This is a genomic window from Anaerolineales bacterium, assembly GCA_016928575.1.
GTDB lineage: Bacteria > Chloroflexota > Anaerolineae > Anaerolineales > RBG-16-64-43 > JAFGKK01.
Map to the genome: position 1 here is coordinate 1 of JAFGKK010000034.1, position 16,270 is coordinate 16,270.

Annotated in this window: 19 protein-coding genes; all 19 read left to right on the forward strand. The window is 60.8% G+C overall.

What is annotated here, in order from left to right; translation table 11 throughout:
* Positions 1-245: 245 nt before the first annotated feature.
* The 19 genes from JW929_04645 (at position 246) to JW929_04735 (ending at position 15,793) form a co-directional block, all read left to right on the forward strand.
* Positions 246-575, forward strand: coding sequence for an HPF/RaiA family ribosome-associated protein (locus JW929_04645; protein ID MBN1438680.1), 330 nt, complete (start codon positions 246-248; stop codon positions 573-575).
* Positions 576-864: 289 nt separating this feature from the next.
* Positions 865-1,128, forward strand: a complete 264-nt coding sequence (locus tag JW929_04650) for a hypothetical protein (protein MBN1438681.1) — start codon at positions 865-867, stop codon at positions 1,126-1,128.
* An 11-nt stretch (positions 1,129-1,139) separates the two neighbouring features.
* Positions 1,140-2,096: a DnaJ domain-containing protein gene (locus JW929_04655; GenBank protein ID MBN1438682.1), complete on the forward strand. Its 957-nt coding sequence runs from the start codon at positions 1,140-1,142 to the stop codon at positions 2,094-2,096.
* Between the two features lie 24 nt (positions 2,097-2,120).
* The gene (locus JW929_04660; protein ID MBN1438683.1) at positions 2,121-2,399 is read left to right on the forward strand and encodes a hypothetical protein; all 279 of its coding nucleotides are present in this window, start codon (positions 2,121-2,123) and stop codon (positions 2,397-2,399) included.
* A gap of 214 nt (positions 2,400-2,613) precedes the next feature.
* On the forward strand, positions 2,614-5,211 hold the full coding sequence (gene clpB, locus JW929_04665; GenBank protein MBN1438684.1) for an ATP-dependent chaperone ClpB: 2,598 nt from the start codon (positions 2,614-2,616) through the stop codon (positions 5,209-5,211).
* A gap of 304 nt (positions 5,212-5,515) precedes the next feature.
* Positions 5,516-7,060 carry a PAS domain S-box protein gene (locus tag JW929_04670; protein MBN1438685.1) on the forward strand — a complete coding sequence of 515 codons (1,545 nt, stop codon included), beginning with the start codon at positions 5,516-5,518 and terminating at the stop codon, positions 7,058-7,060.
* The gene (locus JW929_04675; protein MBN1438686.1) at positions 7,057-7,704 is read left to right on the forward strand and encodes a response regulator transcription factor; all 648 of its coding nucleotides are present in this window, start codon (positions 7,057-7,059) and stop codon (positions 7,702-7,704) included. The genes JW929_04670 and JW929_04675 overlap by 4 nt, the downstream gene beginning before the upstream one ends.
* A 155-nt stretch (positions 7,705-7,859) precedes the next feature.
* On the forward strand, positions 7,860-8,066 hold the full coding sequence (locus tag JW929_04680) for a dodecin domain-containing protein (GenBank protein ID MBN1438687.1): 207 nt from the start codon (positions 7,860-7,862) through the stop codon (positions 8,064-8,066).
* Between the two features lie 307 nt (positions 8,067-8,373).
* Entirely contained in the window at positions 8,374-9,291 is a 918-nt protein-coding gene (locus JW929_04685; GenBank protein MBN1438688.1) for a GGDEF domain-containing protein, read from the forward strand.
* Positions 9,292-9,364: 73 nt separating this feature from the next.
* Positions 9,365-9,739: a hypothetical protein gene (locus tag JW929_04690; GenBank protein MBN1438689.1), complete on the forward strand. Its 375-nt coding sequence runs from the start codon at positions 9,365-9,367 to the stop codon at positions 9,737-9,739.
* Positions 9,740-9,993: 254 nt separating this feature from the next.
* On the forward strand, positions 9,994-10,365 hold the full coding sequence (locus JW929_04695) for a response regulator transcription factor (protein ID MBN1438690.1): 372 nt from the start codon (positions 9,994-9,996) through the stop codon (positions 10,363-10,365).
* A gap of 160 nt (positions 10,366-10,525) precedes the next feature.
* On the forward strand, positions 10,526-10,789 hold the full coding sequence (locus tag JW929_04700) for a GlsB/YeaQ/YmgE family stress response membrane protein (protein ID MBN1438691.1): 264 nt from the start codon (positions 10,526-10,528) through the stop codon (positions 10,787-10,789).
* A 347-nt stretch (positions 10,790-11,136) separates the two neighbouring features.
* On the forward strand, positions 11,137-11,373 hold the full coding sequence (locus JW929_04705) for a hypothetical protein (GenBank protein MBN1438692.1): 237 nt from the start codon (positions 11,137-11,139) through the stop codon (positions 11,371-11,373).
* Positions 11,374-11,457: 84 nt separating this feature from the next.
* Positions 11,458-11,607 carry a hypothetical protein gene (locus tag JW929_04710; GenBank protein ID MBN1438693.1) on the forward strand — a complete coding sequence of 50 codons (150 nt, stop codon included), beginning with the start codon at positions 11,458-11,460 and terminating at the stop codon, positions 11,605-11,607.
* Between the two features lie 64 nt (positions 11,608-11,671).
* The gene (locus JW929_04715) at positions 11,672-11,836 is read left to right on the forward strand and encodes a lmo0937 family membrane protein (GenBank protein MBN1438694.1); all 165 of its coding nucleotides are present in this window, start codon (positions 11,672-11,674) and stop codon (positions 11,834-11,836) included.
* 93 nt (positions 11,837-11,929) lie between these two features.
* Positions 11,930-12,367 (forward strand): CBS domain-containing protein, encoded by a 438-nt coding sequence (locus JW929_04720; protein ID MBN1438695.1) that lies wholly within the window; start codon positions 11,930-11,932, stop codon positions 12,365-12,367.
* Positions 12,368-12,860: 493 nt separating this feature from the next.
* Entirely contained in the window at positions 12,861-13,031 is a 171-nt protein-coding gene (locus JW929_04725) for a hypothetical protein (protein ID MBN1438696.1), read from the forward strand.
* A 347-nt stretch (positions 13,032-13,378) separates the two neighbouring features.
* A complete protein-coding gene (locus JW929_04730) occupies positions 13,379-15,118 on the forward strand; it encodes a dynamin family protein (protein ID MBN1438697.1) in 1,740 nt (579 codons plus the stop codon).
* Positions 15,119-15,283: 165 nt separating this feature from the next.
* Complete coding sequence (locus JW929_04735) at positions 15,284-15,793, forward strand: hypothetical protein (protein ID MBN1438698.1); 510 nt, start codon at positions 15,284-15,286, stop codon at positions 15,791-15,793.
* Positions 15,794-16,270 lie beyond the last annotated feature (477 nt).

Genomic DNA, 16,270 nt, shown 5'->3' on the forward strand with positions numbered 1-16,270 from the left:
CGCCGGGGGTGATTTTAGCCGGCATCCATTGAATTATCAAAAATCACTGGATCCCGGCTTCGAACCCCGCTTCCCCCGCTTCCCCCGCTTCGCGAGGGCAGGCGCGAGGGCAGGCGCGAGGGCGGGCGCGGGGGCAGGCGCGGGGGTGCCGCGCCGGGATGACAAAAAAACAAGAACATCGGCAGGTCTTTTTTGAGTTTTTTCCCATGGGAGTAGACAGCCTGAGCAGGTACGGAGTGTGAATAATGGACGGAGATAACTTCCCAATTGAGTTTAATAATGAAATTGATGAAGTGAAGAAAAGCGAAAACAAATACTACACCCTGGCGGCGGATCGGCTGAGCAAGTTGGCGGAAGGGCATACCGATATTTCGGGCGGGATGGTTAACTTTAAACAGCCCGCCAAAGAGCATCGGACGGCGCACATCTACGAAGTAACGATTGTCGTGTATATGGGATCAGATCCCATCGCAGCCACGGAAAAAGGCGAGCAGTTGCAGTCCGCACTGAACGGCGCTTTGGATGCCGTGGAACAGCAAGTTCGTGAACGCCGTAAACGACTGCGGAATTATTAATGCGCCGTCATACTCTCGTTTCCACCGGGATGGCTGGACCCGGTTGGGATGGTTGAAGAAACGCCGCGACGAAGAATAACCGACCTCGGGAGATTGCCTGGATACCCTGCGGCGGTCATCGGCAGGCCGTCTCCCGCGTGTCGAATTCGCCCGGTCACGGCGCAGTCGCGGCGGAGGAGTGTTTCCCGTTGCGTTGTTGCGGCTTCCTTCCCTGAATCATCCGGCTGGAATCCGGGCGATGGGATACCCGGGAGAAGAAGGATGGGCTTCAAATAAATGATGTCCGGTCATGATGAAGTCGGAAAATCATTTCATGGTCGAACGGCGCGGCGGCATCGTATCTGCCCGGACAATCGACATTCTGGCCGTGCATGACCCGGACGGCAGGCTGGTGGGTTGGACCGCGACGAGCCCAGGCGGCCGCTGCCTGCCGGATGAAAGGCGGCCGCTGGCTGCCTGCGATGTGCATATGGGGGAGGAAATTGAGGTTGCGGAGAAAAGATGGCAATCCGGAAATGACGACGAGTCGGATCATGAACAAGAAGATGAGTGAGACGGTGCCCGATGGATTATAAGGATTATTATGGAATACTGGGCGTGCCGCCGACTGCCGAAAACAAGGCCGTCCAGCAGGCCTATCGCCGGTTGGCCCGCGAGGTTCACCCGGATGTAAACCCGGGGGATAAAGAAGCGGAAGAGAAATTCAAGACGATCAATGAGGCGTACCAGGTTCTGTCGGACGCCGAACAGCGCAAGAAGTACGATGCGTTGCGGGCCCAATACCTGCGCTGGCAGCAGACGGGCGGCCGCCCGGAGGATTTCGACTGGCAAACCTGGTCGGCCCAGGCCGAGAACGGGGTGCGCGTCCACTACGCCACCCCCGAAGACCTGGAAGACCTCTTTGGAAGCGCATCGCCGTATTCCGACTTCTTCACCAACATCTTTGGCCGGGCGCGCAGCAGCGGCGGAGACGGCCGGCGAGGCGCTTCCCCCGGCCCGCGCCGCGGACGGGATGTCGGGTACGAAGTCGAACTGACCCTGGAAGAGGCTTTTCATGGCACCGATCGCCTGTTGGAGATGGATGGGCACCGCATTAAAGCCGGTATTCCACGGGGTGTGCGCACCGGATCGCGAGTCCGCCTGGCCGGTCAGGGGGAGCCGGGCCAAAATGGCGGTCCGGCCGGGGATCTGTATTTGCTTGTGCGGCTTCTGCCCCATCCCACCTTCGAGCGCGAAGGGGACAACTTGCATCTCGAGGCGCCGGTCGATATCTTCACCGCTGTCGCCGGAGGGGAAATCCGCGTTCCCTCCCTGGAGCGGCCGCTGATCCTGAAGATCCCGCCCCGCACCAACGCCGGGCGGAGTTTCCGCTTGCGCGGAAAAGGGATGCCCCGCCTGGGCGACCCCGACAAGCGCGGCGATCTGTATGCTCGGGTCCGGCTGGTGCTGCCTGATCCGCTTACCGATCGGGAAGTCGACAGCATCCGCGCGTTGGCCTCCTCCAGGCCGGGCCGTTCATAACGGCATCCGAAATGAGGTGAGGGCATGAGTCCTGAAAAAACATCCGCGGAAAGTTATTGGTACGGCCAATCCGAAGGTTTTGAATCCCGCTGCCAGCGCCGATTACAGGATGACCTGGGTGTCGACGAGGCCGCCGCCGAGGCGATCCTGCGTCTGCGCAGCCGGGTTATGGAATTACAGGCTCGGATTCGCCAAATGGAAGCTGAACTAACCGCCCAGTATGCCAGCCAGCAGTTGCGTCTCCTTCGTTACCAGGAAGATTATTGCGAGGCCGCTTGGATCGAACTGGAATTCCAGGAATGAAAACAGCCGGTCGGCGGGTAAAAGGAAAAGACCATGCATAAGTATGCACCAACTGATCCGCAAGCTTGTTTCCCGCGCGGCGAAAAAACGGCCTGGCTGGGTTTAACCTGCCGCGCGAAGCCCCGGATATCCGGCAGAGAGCCATCCGGCAACGGAACCAACTTCTCCTGCGGGTTGCCGGATATTTCCATTCCTATCCTTTCCGGAGGTTTCCATGAACCTCGATAAGTATACGCAAAAATCCCAGGAGGCCCTGCTCGCCGCCCAGCACCTGGCGCAGGAATTTCAGCATCAAGTTATTGAGCCCATCCACTTGCTGTTGGCGCTCGTTCAACAGGAGGATGGGATCGTCCAGGCGGTCCTCACCAAAGTATCCGGCGGGACGCAAGCCATCCGGAAAGAACTGAGCAACGAGCTCGAGAAAAGGCCGAAGATCCAAGGGGACAGCCTGGACGTCGGCCTATCGGGCCAAACGGCGGAAGCCCTGGCTGCCGCCGAACGCTACGCCAAGGGCATGCAGGATGATTATGTCTCCACCGAGCACATGTTGCTGGGTCTGACGGACAGTGCGGAAGGCAAACGTTTGGTTCAATTCGGCCTGACCAAGGAAGCCATCCTGACCGCCTTAAAACAGGTCCGCGGCGCCCAGCGCGTCGCCACGCAGAATCCCGAAGGAACCTTCCAGCCGCTGGAAAAATACGGCCGAGACCTGACGGCAATGGCCCGCCAGGTCAAGCTCGACCCGGTGATCGGGCGCGATGAGGAGATCCGTCGTACGATACAAATCCTGTCCCGCCGCACCAAGAACAATCCGGCCCTGATCGGCGAACCGGGCGTCGGGAAGACCGCCATCGTCGAGGGGCTGGCCCAGCGCATCGTCAACGGGGATGTGCCCGAGGGGCTCAAGCACAAGCGCCTGGTTCAGCTGGATATGGGCGCCCTGGTGGCGGGGGCCAAGTACCGCGGCGAATTCGAAGAACGCTTGAAAGCCGTATTGAAGGAGATCACGGAATCGGAAGGGGAAATTATCCTGTTTCTGGATGAAATGCACACGGTCGTCGGCGCCGGCGCGGCTGAGGGCGCCATGGACGCCAGTAACATGCTGAAGCCCATGCTGGCGCGCGGGGAGCTGCACCTGATCGGCGCGACCACGCTGGACGAGTACCACAAACATATCGAGAAGGATCCGGCTCTGGAGCGCCGCTTCCAGCCGGTGATGGTGGAAGAGCCGTCCGTGGAGGACACGATCAGCATCCTGCGCGGCCTCAAGGAACGCTACGAGGTCCACCACGGCGTACGGATCACCGATGCCGCGGTGCTCGCGGCCGCCATGCTCTCGCAGCGCTATATCAGCGACCGCTTCCTGCCCGACAAGGCCATCGACCTGATCGACGAGGCTGCCGCGCGGCTGCGCACAGAGATCGATTCCAAACCGCAGGCGCTGGACGAAGTGGACCGGCAGACCATGCAGTTCGAGATAGAACGCCAGGCGCTTAAACAAGAGAAGGACAAGGCCTCGAAGGAGCGGCTAGAGACCATCGAAAAAGAACTGGCCGACCTGAAGGAAAGGTCGCACGAACTTCAGGCCCGCTGGCAGGCCGAAAAACAGGCCATCGCCGAACTGCGCACGGCCAAAGAGAAGATCGAACAGACCCGCCAGGAGATCGAACGCGCCGAACGGCAGGCGGACCTGGAAAAGGTCGCCCGTCTGCGGTATGGGACCCTGCGGGAGCTGGAAAAGGAACTGGCCGACGGCGAACGCCGGATGAAGGAATTGCAGGCCCGGGGAGGCGCTTTATTAAAAGAAGAAGTGGACGCCGAGGAGATTGCCCAGATCGTCTCCCGCTGGACCCACATCCCGGTTGCAAAGCTCCTGGAAGGCGAGACCCAGAAACTCCTGCACATGGAAGACCGGCTGCGCGAAAGGGTGGTCGGACAGGAGGATGCCCTGCAGGCCGTCTCCAATGCCCTGCGCCGGGCCCGGGCCGGCCTGCAAGATTCAAACCGGCCGCTGGGTTCATTCATCTTCCTGGGCCCGACCGGTGTGGGCAAGACCGAACTGGCGCGCGCCCTGGCCGAATTCATGTTCGACGATGAACGGGCCATGATCCGGATCGATATGAGCGAATACCAGGAGAAACACACCGTCAGCCGTCTGATCGGAGCGCCGCCGGGATATATCGGCTACGAGGAGGGCGGCCAGTTGACCGAATCGGTTCGCCGCCGCCCGTACAGCGTGGTCCTGTTCGATGAAATCGAGAAGGCCCACCCGGATGTGTTCAACGTGCTGCTGCAATTGCTGGATGACGGCCGCCTGACGGATGGTCAGGGCCGCACGGTGGATTTTCGCAACACATTGGTCGTCATGACCTCCAACCTTGGAGGCGAACTGTGGCTGGGCGGAAAGGCGGGCGGCGTGACCCGCGATACGGTCACGCATGCCCTGCAGGAGCATTTCCGGCCCGAGTTCCTGAACCGCATCGACGAGATCGTCATCTTCCATTCGCTCAGCCGGGAGGACCTGATCCAGGTCGTGGACATCCAGCTCCGGAATGTTTCCGCATTGCTGGCGGAGCGCGGTTATCGGCTGGTCATCAGCCCGGAGGCGCGCGCCTACCTGGCCGAGGTTGGCTACGATGCCGATTACGGCGCCCGCCCCCTTAAGCGGGCCATCCAGCGCGAACTGCAGAACCCGCTGGCGGTCAGGATCCTGGGCGGCGAGTTCCATGAAGGCGAGACCATCCGCGTGGAACGCGGAAAGGAAAAATTGGAATTCTCTGCGAGGGCATCAGACCGGCGCGCGGCTGCATGATGCCGGGCGCCGGTGCGGGCCGGCTCGGCGACCTTGGGCCAAGAACCGGTTCAGGGGCGATTGGCAAAGAAGAGCATCTGCTGGGGACGGTGAAAAACGAATCCGGAAAGCGCCGAAGAAGACCGAACCGCCGAACCTTCATGCCTGATTAAAAAAGGCGAAAGAGTATGCAGGAAAAGGGGTATGTGTTTTTCCGGTGTTTTGGTCCCATTCGGCTGTGCGGCGCACAGGAATCTGCCTTGGGCTGAGCGGATACGCAACATTCAAAATAGAATATCCTGCGGCATTGGGATATACTATCCCTATGGCCGATCCACCCGACATTTATCGGAAAATCTTCGAAACCGCCGGCGACGGACTGATCATCAACGATTTGGAAACGGGGCGCGTGGTCGAGGCCAACCCCGCGGCGGCGGCGATGCACGGCTATGCGCGCGGGGAATTCATCGGGCTCCTCCCGGCGGCCTACCTCCACCCGGACAGCCGGCGCCCGTACATGGCGGATGCCGAGGCCGCAAAACCGGACAAGATGACGGACGCGCAGGCGGTCCACATCCGCCGGGATGCCTCTTTGTTCTGCGCCGAGGTGCGCCGGACAGCCATTACCTATCGGGATCGACCATGCCTGCTGAGCGTCGTCCGGGATGTCGACCGGCGGGTCCAGGCGGAACAGCTTCTGCACCAGCGGGTGGAAGCCCACGCGCACGAACAATCCATGCTGCTGGAGGTCTCCCGGACTCTGGCATCCGCCCTGGAATTCCAACCCGGAGTGATCCTCGATCAATTTCGCAAAATCATCGAATTCACCCGGGCCGGATTCTTTATGCCGGAGGACCCGGACTTGGTTGTCAAGGCCGTGCGCGGTCCGCAGCCGCTCCCGCAGACGGCTCCCATTCGGATCCGGATCAATGATCTGGAGACGCTCCCCGCCCTGTTCAACGAAATCCATCCGATCCGGATCGCCGACGTGGCGGGGGCTGATCCGGCGGCGCAGTCCCTGCGGTCGATGCTGGGGGATCATGCCGGTATGTTCCTGGCAGGAATGCGTTCATGGATGTGGATCCCCATCGCCGTGAAGAGCCGCGTGATCGCGGGGGTGGGCATTGCGCACGAAAGGCAGGATTTCTTCACGGCGCACCATGCCACGCTGGCGCTGACCGTCGCCAACCAGGTGGCCGCCGACATGGTCAACGCGGACTTATACGAACACGCCCGCGAGCGGGCTATGCTGGAGGAACGCCAGCGCCTGGCGCAAAACCTGCACGACGCCGTCAACCAATCCCTTTTTTCCGCCGGGCTGATCGCCGAAGTGCTGCCGCGCCTGTGGGAGCGGGATCCGGAGGAGGCGCGCCGCTCGCTGGAAGACCTGCGTCGGCTGACGCGCGGCGCGCTGGCCGAGATGCGTGCGCTGCTGGCCGAACTGCGCCCCAGCACATTGACCGACGCGGAGCTTGGCGATTTGCTGCGCCTGCTGAGCAACGCCTTTACCGGGCGGACCAACATCCCGGTGGCCTTGAGCATAAGCGGCGAAGGCAGCCTGCCCGCTGAAACCCAGGTGGCGTTCTACCGCATCTGCCAGGAAGCGTTGAACAATATCGCCAAACACGCCGAAGCCAGCCGGGTGGAAATCGATTTATCCCGCGATACGGAAGGGCTGGAATTGCACATTCGCGACAATGGCTGCGGGTTCACCGCTTCCGAACCGGCGCCTTCCGGTCATTACGGGCTGGGCATGATGCGCGAGCGCGCCGAAGCGGTGAAGGCCGGATTGACCCTTGCCAGCCGGCCGGGTCAGGGAACCGAAATCATCCTGCGTTGGCACGGAACGCCGAAACGCGAGGCACTATGACGGCGTCTCCCGCCCCGCGCATCCGCGTCCTGGTCGTCGACGACCACCCGATGGTCCGCCGCGGGCTGGCGACTTTCCTGAAGGCCTTCGATGATCTGGAATTGGCGGGCGAGGCCTCCGGCGGGCAGGAGGCCGTCCGGTTATGCGCCCAGGTCCGGCCGGATGTCGTATTAATGGACATGGTCATGTCGGATATGGATGGGGCGACTGCGACGCGGATCATCCGCAAGCAGTCGGAATCGATTCAAGTGATCGCGCTGACAAGTTTCAAGGAGGAGATCCTGGTCCAAAGCGCGCTGCAGGCCGGAGCCATCGGTTATCTCCTTAAAGACGTGTCGGCCGAAGAGCTGGCCCGGGCGATCCGTGCCGCATCCGCCGGGCGCGCCACCCTCTCGCCCGACGTCGCCGAGGTCATGGTTCATGCCGCCGGCCAGCCTCCCAAACCCGGTCTCGACCTGACGGATCGCGAGTGTGAGGTCCTGGCCCTGATGGTCGAGGGTTTGAACAATACGCAAATCGCCGAAAAATTGGGCGTGAGCCCGTCCACGATCAAATCCCACGTCAGCAATATCCTTGCCAAGCTCGACGCCTCCAGCCGCACCGAAGCCGTGGCCCTGGCTTTGCGCCACGGGCTCGTCACCTGACCGTCCGCTTTTCCCCCCCCCAAGTGGCGGAGAGAAACATCCGGCGGTCGATGGATGCCGCCGGGGAACGGCTGCACTATACTGGGAACATACTTTTTTGCCGGAACCTGATGACAGCCCGAAGTCGGTTTACAACCAGGCAGAAGGAGCTTTCCATGTCCATCGCAAAAGTAACGGAAATCATCGCGTCTTCCACAAAGAGCTTCGATGATGCCGTCCGGTTGGGCGTCGCGCGCGCCCATAAGACGCTCACGAACCTCAAATCCGCGTGGGTGGAGAACCAGCAGGTCCAGATAAACGACGAGGGTCAAATCACGGAATACCGGGTTCAGTTGAAGATCACCTTCATCCTGAGGGATTGACCGCCGGCTCATCCGGTCCCCGGCGCCGGTGGAGTTTCAACGTGGGGCGGGGATGCCGGCCAACCCCGGGGGAAATCCGCCCGCGCCTCCCCGGAGGGCGGAGGGCTCACGCACAACAAGAGAAAGTGCGGTATTCTCCCCTAAGTGGCGGAGAAAAAAACTCCCCGGCTGTTGGATGCGCCGGGGGAGCTTTATTTTATACTAATATTTGAGGGAGTCTTTATCCGCGGGTTTTGGGCGGCTGATGGAATACATCCGGAAAGGTTCCGAATCTCGCATGAAAGCCGCAACTCATAACCAAGAAACGATGACCGAGCGTCCCCTGCGCACTTCGGAGTTGCGTTACCGCCGCCTGTTTGAAGCGGCCCAGGACGGGATATTGCTCCTCGATGCCGAGACGGGAGCGATCACGGATGTCAATCCGTTCCTGATCAATTTACTGGGATTCTCCCGCGCCGAATTTATCGAAAAAAAGCTCTGGGAAGTGGGCGCGTTCAAGGATATCAAGGCCAGTCAGGATGCCTTCCAGGCGTTGCAGCATGATGAATACATCCGCTACAAGGATTTGCCCCTGAGGGCAAAAGACGGAAAGCTTATTCCGGTGGAATTCGTCAGCAACGTCTATTGGGAGGGCGGCAAGAAGGTCATTCAATGCAATATACGGGATATCACGGAGCGCAAATACGCGCAGGATGCCCTGCTTCGGAGCGAAGCGCTCCTGCGCGAGCAATCCGTCCGGGACCATCTGACCGGTCTATTCAACCGGCGGTATCTGGAAGAGACCTTCGAACGGGAGCTGCGGCGGGCCTCCCGGCGGGAGCTTTCCCTCGGTGTCATCATGCTGGATGTGGACGATTTCAAGCGGTTCAACGATGTTTACGGCCATGCCGCGGGCGACGCCATTCTGCGCCGGCTGGGCGAGATGCTGCTCGAGCAGGTCCGCGGGGAGGATATCCCGGCCCGTTATGGAGGCGACGAATTCATCCTCGTCATGCCGGACGCCTCCCGGGAGGTTACCCGGGAGCGGGCCGACCGCATTCGCGGGAATGCCCGCCATCTCAACATTCCATATGAGGGGAGGCAGCTTGAAATTATCACGCTTTCGCTGGGTGTCGCGGTCTTCCCCGAGGACGGATCCACCAGCGCGGCCGTCTTGCGGGCCGCCGATCAATCGCTGTACCGCGCCAAGCGTAATGGGCGCAACCGGGTGGGCGCGGCGGATTGAGCGCTTTTTGGCTTGAAATAGAACGAGCCCATAGGAAAAACCGCGCCCTAAATCCCCTGTTGCCGGGGATCGGATGGAGCGCATAGATGAACGCCGAGCCTGCACACAATTTTCCCGTTCTTCCTACGGCGGCCACAGCCTGATTGTCACTTATGTGTGGGGCATCCTGGCTGGAACCAGCGGTAAACGCTGGCACGAATGGTGGCCGCTCCGCGGAAATCACCACGGGGAATGCCGGACTAAAGAGAAGATCGGGAAAAACGAGGACGACGAAGTCCATCGCGGCGATCCGGGCGCGTATGCGGTGGACGACTCTTCTTCCGGACCTGAAGAATATGAAATCAACGAGCCGGAAACCAACCGCGAAAACGACGATTTTTTTTCACTTGCGGGAATTGCGGCCGGGAGGTTGAATTCGGCCGGTCCCGTCCGGAGCGTCACGGCCTGATCATGCCGGTTGAATTCTCGGACTTCATTCCATCGCTAGCCTGGCCGGATCCCAAATATGCGGATCGCCGGCGGCGGAAGGGCTGGGGGCGGACGAAGGATGCCGGTCCCGCGTGAGGGGTCCGGATACCCTGCAAACCTCTGGGCCCGGCAATAAGCGGAGAACCCTTCTCTTTGGATCTCCGCCAAGTGGCGGAGATCAATACTCCCCGGCCGTTGGATGCGGCCGGGGAGTATCTGGTATAGGATGAAAGTATGGCCCGCGTATATCTATCCGATGCTAACCACGAAGAGCGCTCCGCCCTCCGCCTGCTGCTCCAGGACTTGAACATGGAGGTCATCGGCGAAGCGGCCGATTGGGCGACCACCATCGTTCAGGCGCCGAGCCGCCGCGCCGACATGCTGCTGGTGGATTGGAGTTTGCTCCCACGCTCGCCGACGGCGGCGCTGCAAGAGCTCCGCAAGGCCTGCCCGGCCGCGCTGGTCATCGTCCTGATCAGCCATCTGGACGCCCGCCAGCAGGCCGCGCTCTCCGCCGGCGCCGATGCGTTCATCAGCAAAGGCGAGACCCCCGAGCGCGTGGCCGAACGCCTGAGAATGGCGGTCGCCGGCGTTTCCGTAAAATAACGTAACCGAGCCTGCCGGAAGAGCCGATAAAAACGGCTTCGCAGAATGGTTTGGACATTCTGGACGATCAGGGGGATCCGACACCCGGAGTGAGAAAGCGTAAGGATGAAAAAAGCGACAAAATCCATGCAATCCCAACATACCCAAAATGGAGAGAAGAATGAACATCACCAACATCGTAATTTACCTGATCGTTGCCGCCGTGATCGGCTGGCTGGCGAGTGAAATCATGCGCGACCGGGCGAGCCTCTTGATCAACATCCTCGTCGCCATCCTGGGCGCCTTCCTGGCCGGTTACTTCCTCAGCCCCATCTTCGGGATCGGGACGATCAACGACGCGATCAACGTTCCGACCATGCTGGTCACTCTGCTGGGCGCCATTATCGTGATCGCGATTGTGCATCTCGTCCGACGCCGGATCTAATCCGGCCGATACGCGCTCTTCCGTGTAATCACCCACGACGACCACCGATCAACATACGCAACCATAAACAGGAAACAACATGGACATTTCAAAGGATGGTTGTCGATCGGAACCAAACCGGCCGAGCCTTTATTCGGCCGTCGCGCAGACCTTGCGGAGAATCATCCGGCGCCTGGTCGAATGGTTTTCGCTCACGGATGCAGACCGAATCAAGGCCGGGATTCATATCCGCCGGCGGGGTGCGTGACGGATGGATCCACGGAGAATTCGGTGCGGACAACAAGGTGCGTTGAGAGCCTTGGGGGCGAGGTGGGCGACAGTGGGGAAACCTTTTCGAGGAGTATGCGATGGGTAACCAAAACACGAGGAATGTTCTATTCGGTCTGATGATCGGCGGCATGGCGGGAGTAGCGACGATTCTGCTGTTTGCCGCTAAAACTGTAAAACTGGTGCGCGCCAAAATCCGGCGGCATGACTTCCATTGGCGAGATCGCACGGACGGAATGGCCAAACAATCCTCCGCGCAGAGCAACACAGTTACCGGAGCGAGAACGGCCGGTAATATGACGGTTCATGTTTCCTGAGGTTGTTCTCCACATACGCCCCGGCGGCGGGCGGATGCTTTCGGCATCGAACCTGCCACCCATTTCGGATGGAAAGGAGACCGTATGCATATCACCCGTAACATAGGTATGCTCTTGCTGGCCATCTTCCTCATCGCCTGGGGTCTGGTGACGCTACTCGGCATCGGCGGCGTCGGTGCCATCCTGGCGATCCTCGCCATCGCGGCCGGCATCTTCATTCTGATCGGCCGCTAGTTCGCGTGCCGCCGGGTGAATTTGGCCGGCGCCCCTCGCTCGATCACTCAAAAGGAGGAATCCCATGTTGTGGACCATCATCGTCATTCTCGTAATTCTGTGGCTGCTTGGCTTCTTGGGCGGAAGAATGAGCACGAAGTTCCCGAAAGTCGGAAGTTGGATCCACATTCTGATCGTGATCGTCGTCATCCTCGTCATCCTGCAGCTGCTTGGGATTGTCAATCTCTAGCGCCGTAAGGAAATGCGGAGAGGCGGCCGGACAGGCTGCCTCTCCGCATTTTGCAGGAAAGGCTGTGTTTCCATCCCGCAAGAGGAGAATATCATGAAGAAATGTTATGAGGTGATGACGAAAAACCCCGTTTGCTGCCTGCCAAAAGACACAGCGGCAAAAGCGGCGCAATGGATGAAACGCAAAAACATCGGTTCGATTCCCGTGGTCGAAAACAAGAAGTCTCAGGCGTTGGTCGGCATCGTAACCGATCGGGACCTGGCGTTGAAAGTCGTGGCCAAAGGGCGGAATGCCAAATCCACGAAGTTGGAAGCGGTGATGACCCGCAAGCTGGTGACCTGCCGCGCGGAAGAGGATTTGCAGAAAGCGATGAATGCGATGTCCAGGCATCAATTGCGCCGTATTCCCGTCGTAGACAACGAATACAGAATCCTGGGAATTGTTGCCCAGGCGGATGTAGCGACACGCGGCGACAGGCCGGAAAAAACCGGCGTGATGCTGAAGAAAATTTCGAAATCCGGCGGCAAGTAACAAAGGAATTTGCAGCAAACCGCATGAATGCTGGCCGAATGAGTGGGAAAGAGTTGATGTTTTAATCTGGTTTTTCTCGCTGTGGCGCTGGCAACGGCCGCCGGTTGCGCCTCCGGCGCGATTGTCAAACTGGATACGCCGGCCCCGGCGGTGAGATCGTCGTCCCCGGCGTAAGCATTCCAGTCTATGCGCCGGGACAGAACCCGCAGGCCAACACCCCCGATGCGCACGGCAACCCCGCGGGTGTCGTATCGGGCTGGGAATCCAGCCTCGGGTCGTCTCTCCGGTGACGCTCGTGGTGTCCTTCTTTAATCCCGGCGCGCAGATGCACGAAGGGCACAACGGGGGAAGCGGTACAACTTCGGTTTCCTTCTGGGGGTGGCGACCGTGTTTGTCCTGCCGGGCGCATTAGCCGAAAACACGGATTCTGATTCACCCGGGCCGACCGTCGGATCCCGGAAAACGTTGCACCCGATACAAAGGAGATGCGACAATGAAACCCAGTGCTCCGAAACTCATTACGTGGTGGGCCGCTCTTATTCTTGGCGTGCTTGGGCTGCTCGGCTTCCTGGGCACCATAGCCGCCTTGAGCCCGTATGCCTTCTGGCTGGCCCTGGCCGGCCTCATCTTGATGCTGATTGCGACACTCGTTAAGTATCTCTAGCAAGTTCGCAAGCACGGACCCCGGGAAGCTGCCCCGGGCCGGGGTTCTTAGCCCTCCGGGGTCCGCGCTTGCTCTTTGCGGCCGCCGCTTCAGCGTGCGGAGGGTTGTTTTGCGATACGCGGAAGGCGGCCCGCGGACGGGCGGAAGCGCCCCGATGCTGGACCGCCGTTGACCTGTCGGGGAGCCCGCGCGGATACCGGCGGGCGGGGTGAATCCGTCCGCCGGTAAGGCGGCCGGAAATCGGGGATCCGTTTGCCGGAATCGGGCTCCACGAAGCGTTCCGCAACGGGATGAAAGCGGCGAAGGATCAGAGCGGATGCCGGATTACGGAAAATGGTGAACCGACGATGACTTTTGCGGCGTGGTTGAACGATGCGCAAAAGCGCATCTGGACCGGGGAGCGGGCGGTCTTGCAATGTGCCTTCGACGTGCTGTCGGGGTGGGAGGCGGAGCCGGCTGATCTCGAACACCTGCGGCGCGCCTTGCAGCAGCTCGATGAACTGTTCCTGCTGGTCGTCGTCGGCGAGTTCAACAGCGGCAAGTCGGCCTTGATCAACGCGCTGCTGGGTGAGTCGTTCCTGCCGGAGGGGCCGACGCCGACGACCGACCGGGTCTATGTCCTGGCGCACGGGCCGACGGGCGTGCCCGAATTCCTCCAGGACGACATACGGTTGCTGCGCTATCCGGCCGAGCTCCTGCGGCAGGTGCGGATTGTGGACACCCCCGGGACGAACGCGGTCCTGCGGCGGCACGAGGCCATCGCCCGCGACTTCGTCCCGCGCAGCGATCTGGTCCTGTTTGTCACCTCGGCCGACCGTCCGTTCACCGAGAGCGAACGGGCCTTCCTGGAGGGCATCCGCCAATGGGGCAAGAAGGTCGTCGTTGTGATCAACAAGGACGACGTGCTCGACGGCGAGGCGGCCCGGAGCGAGGTCGAAACCTTCGTGCGCTCGCAGGTGCGGCGCCTGCTCGACTTCGATCCGGAGCTGTTCCTGGTCTCGGCCAGGGCCGGGTTGCGGGCGCCGGAATCGCCCGCGGCCGAAGGCTTCCGCCGGTTCCGGGATTATCTGCGCGACACACTGACGCAGGCCCATCTGGTGGAGTTGAAGCTGCGCAGCCCGCTGGGCGTGGCCGCCAAGCTGGCGGACCAGTACCAGGCCAAAGCTGCCGGGCGTCTGCAGATGCTGGCCGAGGATGCGCAGGCGCTGCGGCTGGCCGAAGAACAGTGGGCGGCGTACGAGGCCGATATGCAGGCCGAGTTCGAGCGGCACCGCGCCCGCATCGAAAACGACCTTTTGCAAATGAGCCTGCGCGGCGAAACCTTCCTGGACGACCACATGCGCCTGATGAAGCTCGGCGAGATGCTTCTGCATGGGGATCGGATGCGCGCCGCATTCGAGAACGAGGTCGTGGCCGATACGCCCGAGAAGGTCTCACTGCACGTCCAAGAGGTCATCGACTGGCTGGTCGAGCGCGAGCTGGGCGTATGGCGGCGGACGGCGGTCGAACTGGGCCGGCGGCGTGAGACTTCGGCGCTGCATGAGGCGGCCCAGGATGCGGCCGGGGGATTTGTCTACAACCGCCGCCAGCTCCTCGAGAGCCTCGGCGCGCAGGCCGAGGGAGTTATCCGCGGATACGACCGGACGGTCGAGAGCGAGCGGTTGACGGTGACCGTCCGGGAATCGGTCGCCATGACCGGGCTGGTTGAGGTGGGTGCGCTCGGGTTGGGCCTTTTGCTTAAGGTTCTGCTCACGACGGCCGCGGCCGACGCCACCGGGCTGGTGGCGGCGGGTGTGTTGGGCGTGGTCGGGCTGGCGGTCATCCCGTGGCGGCGCGGCGTCGCCAAGCGCGACTTCCGTAAAAAGATGGAAGCGTTGCGCACGCGGCTGGAGGCGGCGCTCGCGGAGAATTTCCGCAGCGAGCTCGGCCGCGGGCTCGAGCGGCTGCGGCAATCCATGGCTCCGTATAGGAATTTCGTCCGCGGAGAAGAAGACCGCCTGGAGCGGGTTTCCGCCGGGTTGGACGAGATCTCCGGCCGGCTGGCGGCGCTCGAGGCGGCCGTGGACGAAGCGGCGCCGGCGGGATGAGGCGGAGGACGCTGCGGCGCCGGGGGGTTGCCCCCGGATGCACGCCCGATGGCGGATGATATCCGGCACGGCCGACCGGCAGGGGTTGGAAACGAAATGTGCCGCGGCCGTTCATTTTCCGGCTTATCCGCCTGAAATATTATGGTAAACCGATGGGAGGAAAACATGGCCGCAAAGACAAACCTTGGCCGCAACATTCAACAGGCGGATGGTAATTCCCGGTCGGGGATTTTAAAGGTCTGGATTCTTCCCATCCTCATGATTGGAATATTACTGGTCTTGGCGATCTTCTTGCTGCCGCTGATTATTAAAGGTGCATTCACCCAGTATGCCAATTGCAATTACTTGGTCGTCACACGTCTGGGAATGGATCCTATTTTTTGCAATGGATACGAGGTTCGAGTCTTCGAGACCACTGTCTTCGCGATTCCGGACATGAAAAGCGCCATGGATCCGCCGCTGGAACAAATCCGCTCGGCCGTCGCTTGGGGTGTGATTCTCCTCTTCGGATTTATCAGCCTTTTTCTGACGATCATCATTGTAAATTTAAAAGCCATTGTCGGTCTTCTTATGTTTAAAAAAGAGGAGTGGAAAAAGTTCATCGCCGGTGCCCGGGTCTGGCTTTTTCTCTTCGTCGGCATCTGCGCGGTTTTTTACTTCGCCGTCGTAAAATAAGATTATCCTCCGGCCATAAAGAATCGTGCCGGCTGATGTATTCATCCGCCGGTAAACTTGGCTTGTCGGGGATCCGGAAAGCGGGGAATGGCTGTGGAGGAATCCCGCAAGGAATGGAACGGATCTGATCTGATGCCTGCGGGTCCATGAACGGCGGGACTGTCGGAACGATGGGGGATGGCGTCCGGGATGTTCGCCGCAGGGTGTTGCTTCCCGTAATTGCCGGGTGGTCCGTATATCTGTGGGCTGAGGAGATGCGCCGATTTTATATTATGGGGGCGGCATGGCTTTTTCGTCATACGGAACGGCATCCTTGCTTCGGAAGCACGCAAGAATTCCGGGTTTCGGCTGGTGATCTTTCGTTTCCCCTACCACGCCTCCTTGAGTATCCCCATCAACTCCTCCGCAGTCAGCGCGACGGGGTTGGGCTTCATGCTGGAAGCCTTCCGGGCGTTGGTCGCCGCCGTTTCGAAATCC

Coding starts and splice junctions, on each gene's coding strand:
- JW929_04645 (MBN1438680.1), top strand. CDS start 246: ATGGACGGAGATAACTTCCCAATTGAGTTTAATAATGAAATTGATGAA.
- JW929_04650 (MBN1438681.1), top strand. CDS start 865: ATGATGAAGTCGGAAAATCATTTCATGGTCGAACGGCGCGGCGGCATC.
- JW929_04655 (MBN1438682.1), top strand. CDS start 1,140: ATGGATTATAAGGATTATTATGGAATACTGGGCGTGCCGCCGACTGCC.
- JW929_04660 (MBN1438683.1), top strand. CDS start 2,121: ATGAGTCCTGAAAAAACATCCGCGGAAAGTTATTGGTACGGCCAATCC.
- clpB (MBN1438684.1), top strand. CDS start 2,614: ATGAACCTCGATAAGTATACGCAAAAATCCCAGGAGGCCCTGCTCGCC.
- JW929_04670 (MBN1438685.1), top strand. CDS start 5,516: ATGGCCGATCCACCCGACATTTATCGGAAAATCTTCGAAACCGCCGGC.
- JW929_04675 (MBN1438686.1), top strand. CDS start 7,057: ATGACGGCGTCTCCCGCCCCGCGCATCCGCGTCCTGGTCGTCGACGAC.
- JW929_04680 (MBN1438687.1), top strand. CDS start 7,860: ATGTCCATCGCAAAAGTAACGGAAATCATCGCGTCTTCCACAAAGAGC.
- JW929_04685 (MBN1438688.1), top strand. CDS start 8,374: ATGACCGAGCGTCCCCTGCGCACTTCGGAGTTGCGTTACCGCCGCCTG.
- JW929_04690 (MBN1438689.1), top strand. CDS start 9,365: ATGGAGCGCATAGATGAACGCCGAGCCTGCACACAATTTTCCCGTTCT.
- JW929_04695 (MBN1438690.1), top strand. CDS start 9,994: ATGGCCCGCGTATATCTATCCGATGCTAACCACGAAGAGCGCTCCGCC.
- JW929_04700 (MBN1438691.1), top strand. CDS start 10,526: ATGAACATCACCAACATCGTAATTTACCTGATCGTTGCCGCCGTGATC.
- JW929_04705 (MBN1438692.1), top strand. CDS start 11,137: ATGGGTAACCAAAACACGAGGAATGTTCTATTCGGTCTGATGATCGGC.
- JW929_04710 (MBN1438693.1), top strand. CDS start 11,458: ATGCATATCACCCGTAACATAGGTATGCTCTTGCTGGCCATCTTCCTC.
- JW929_04715 (MBN1438694.1), top strand. CDS start 11,672: ATGTTGTGGACCATCATCGTCATTCTCGTAATTCTGTGGCTGCTTGGC.
- JW929_04720 (MBN1438695.1), top strand. CDS start 11,930: ATGAAGAAATGTTATGAGGTGATGACGAAAAACCCCGTTTGCTGCCTG.
- JW929_04725 (MBN1438696.1), top strand. CDS start 12,861: ATGAAACCCAGTGCTCCGAAACTCATTACGTGGTGGGCCGCTCTTATT.
- JW929_04730 (MBN1438697.1), top strand. CDS start 13,379: ATGACTTTTGCGGCGTGGTTGAACGATGCGCAAAAGCGCATCTGGACC.
- JW929_04735 (MBN1438698.1), top strand. CDS start 15,284: ATGGCCGCAAAGACAAACCTTGGCCGCAACATTCAACAGGCGGATGGT.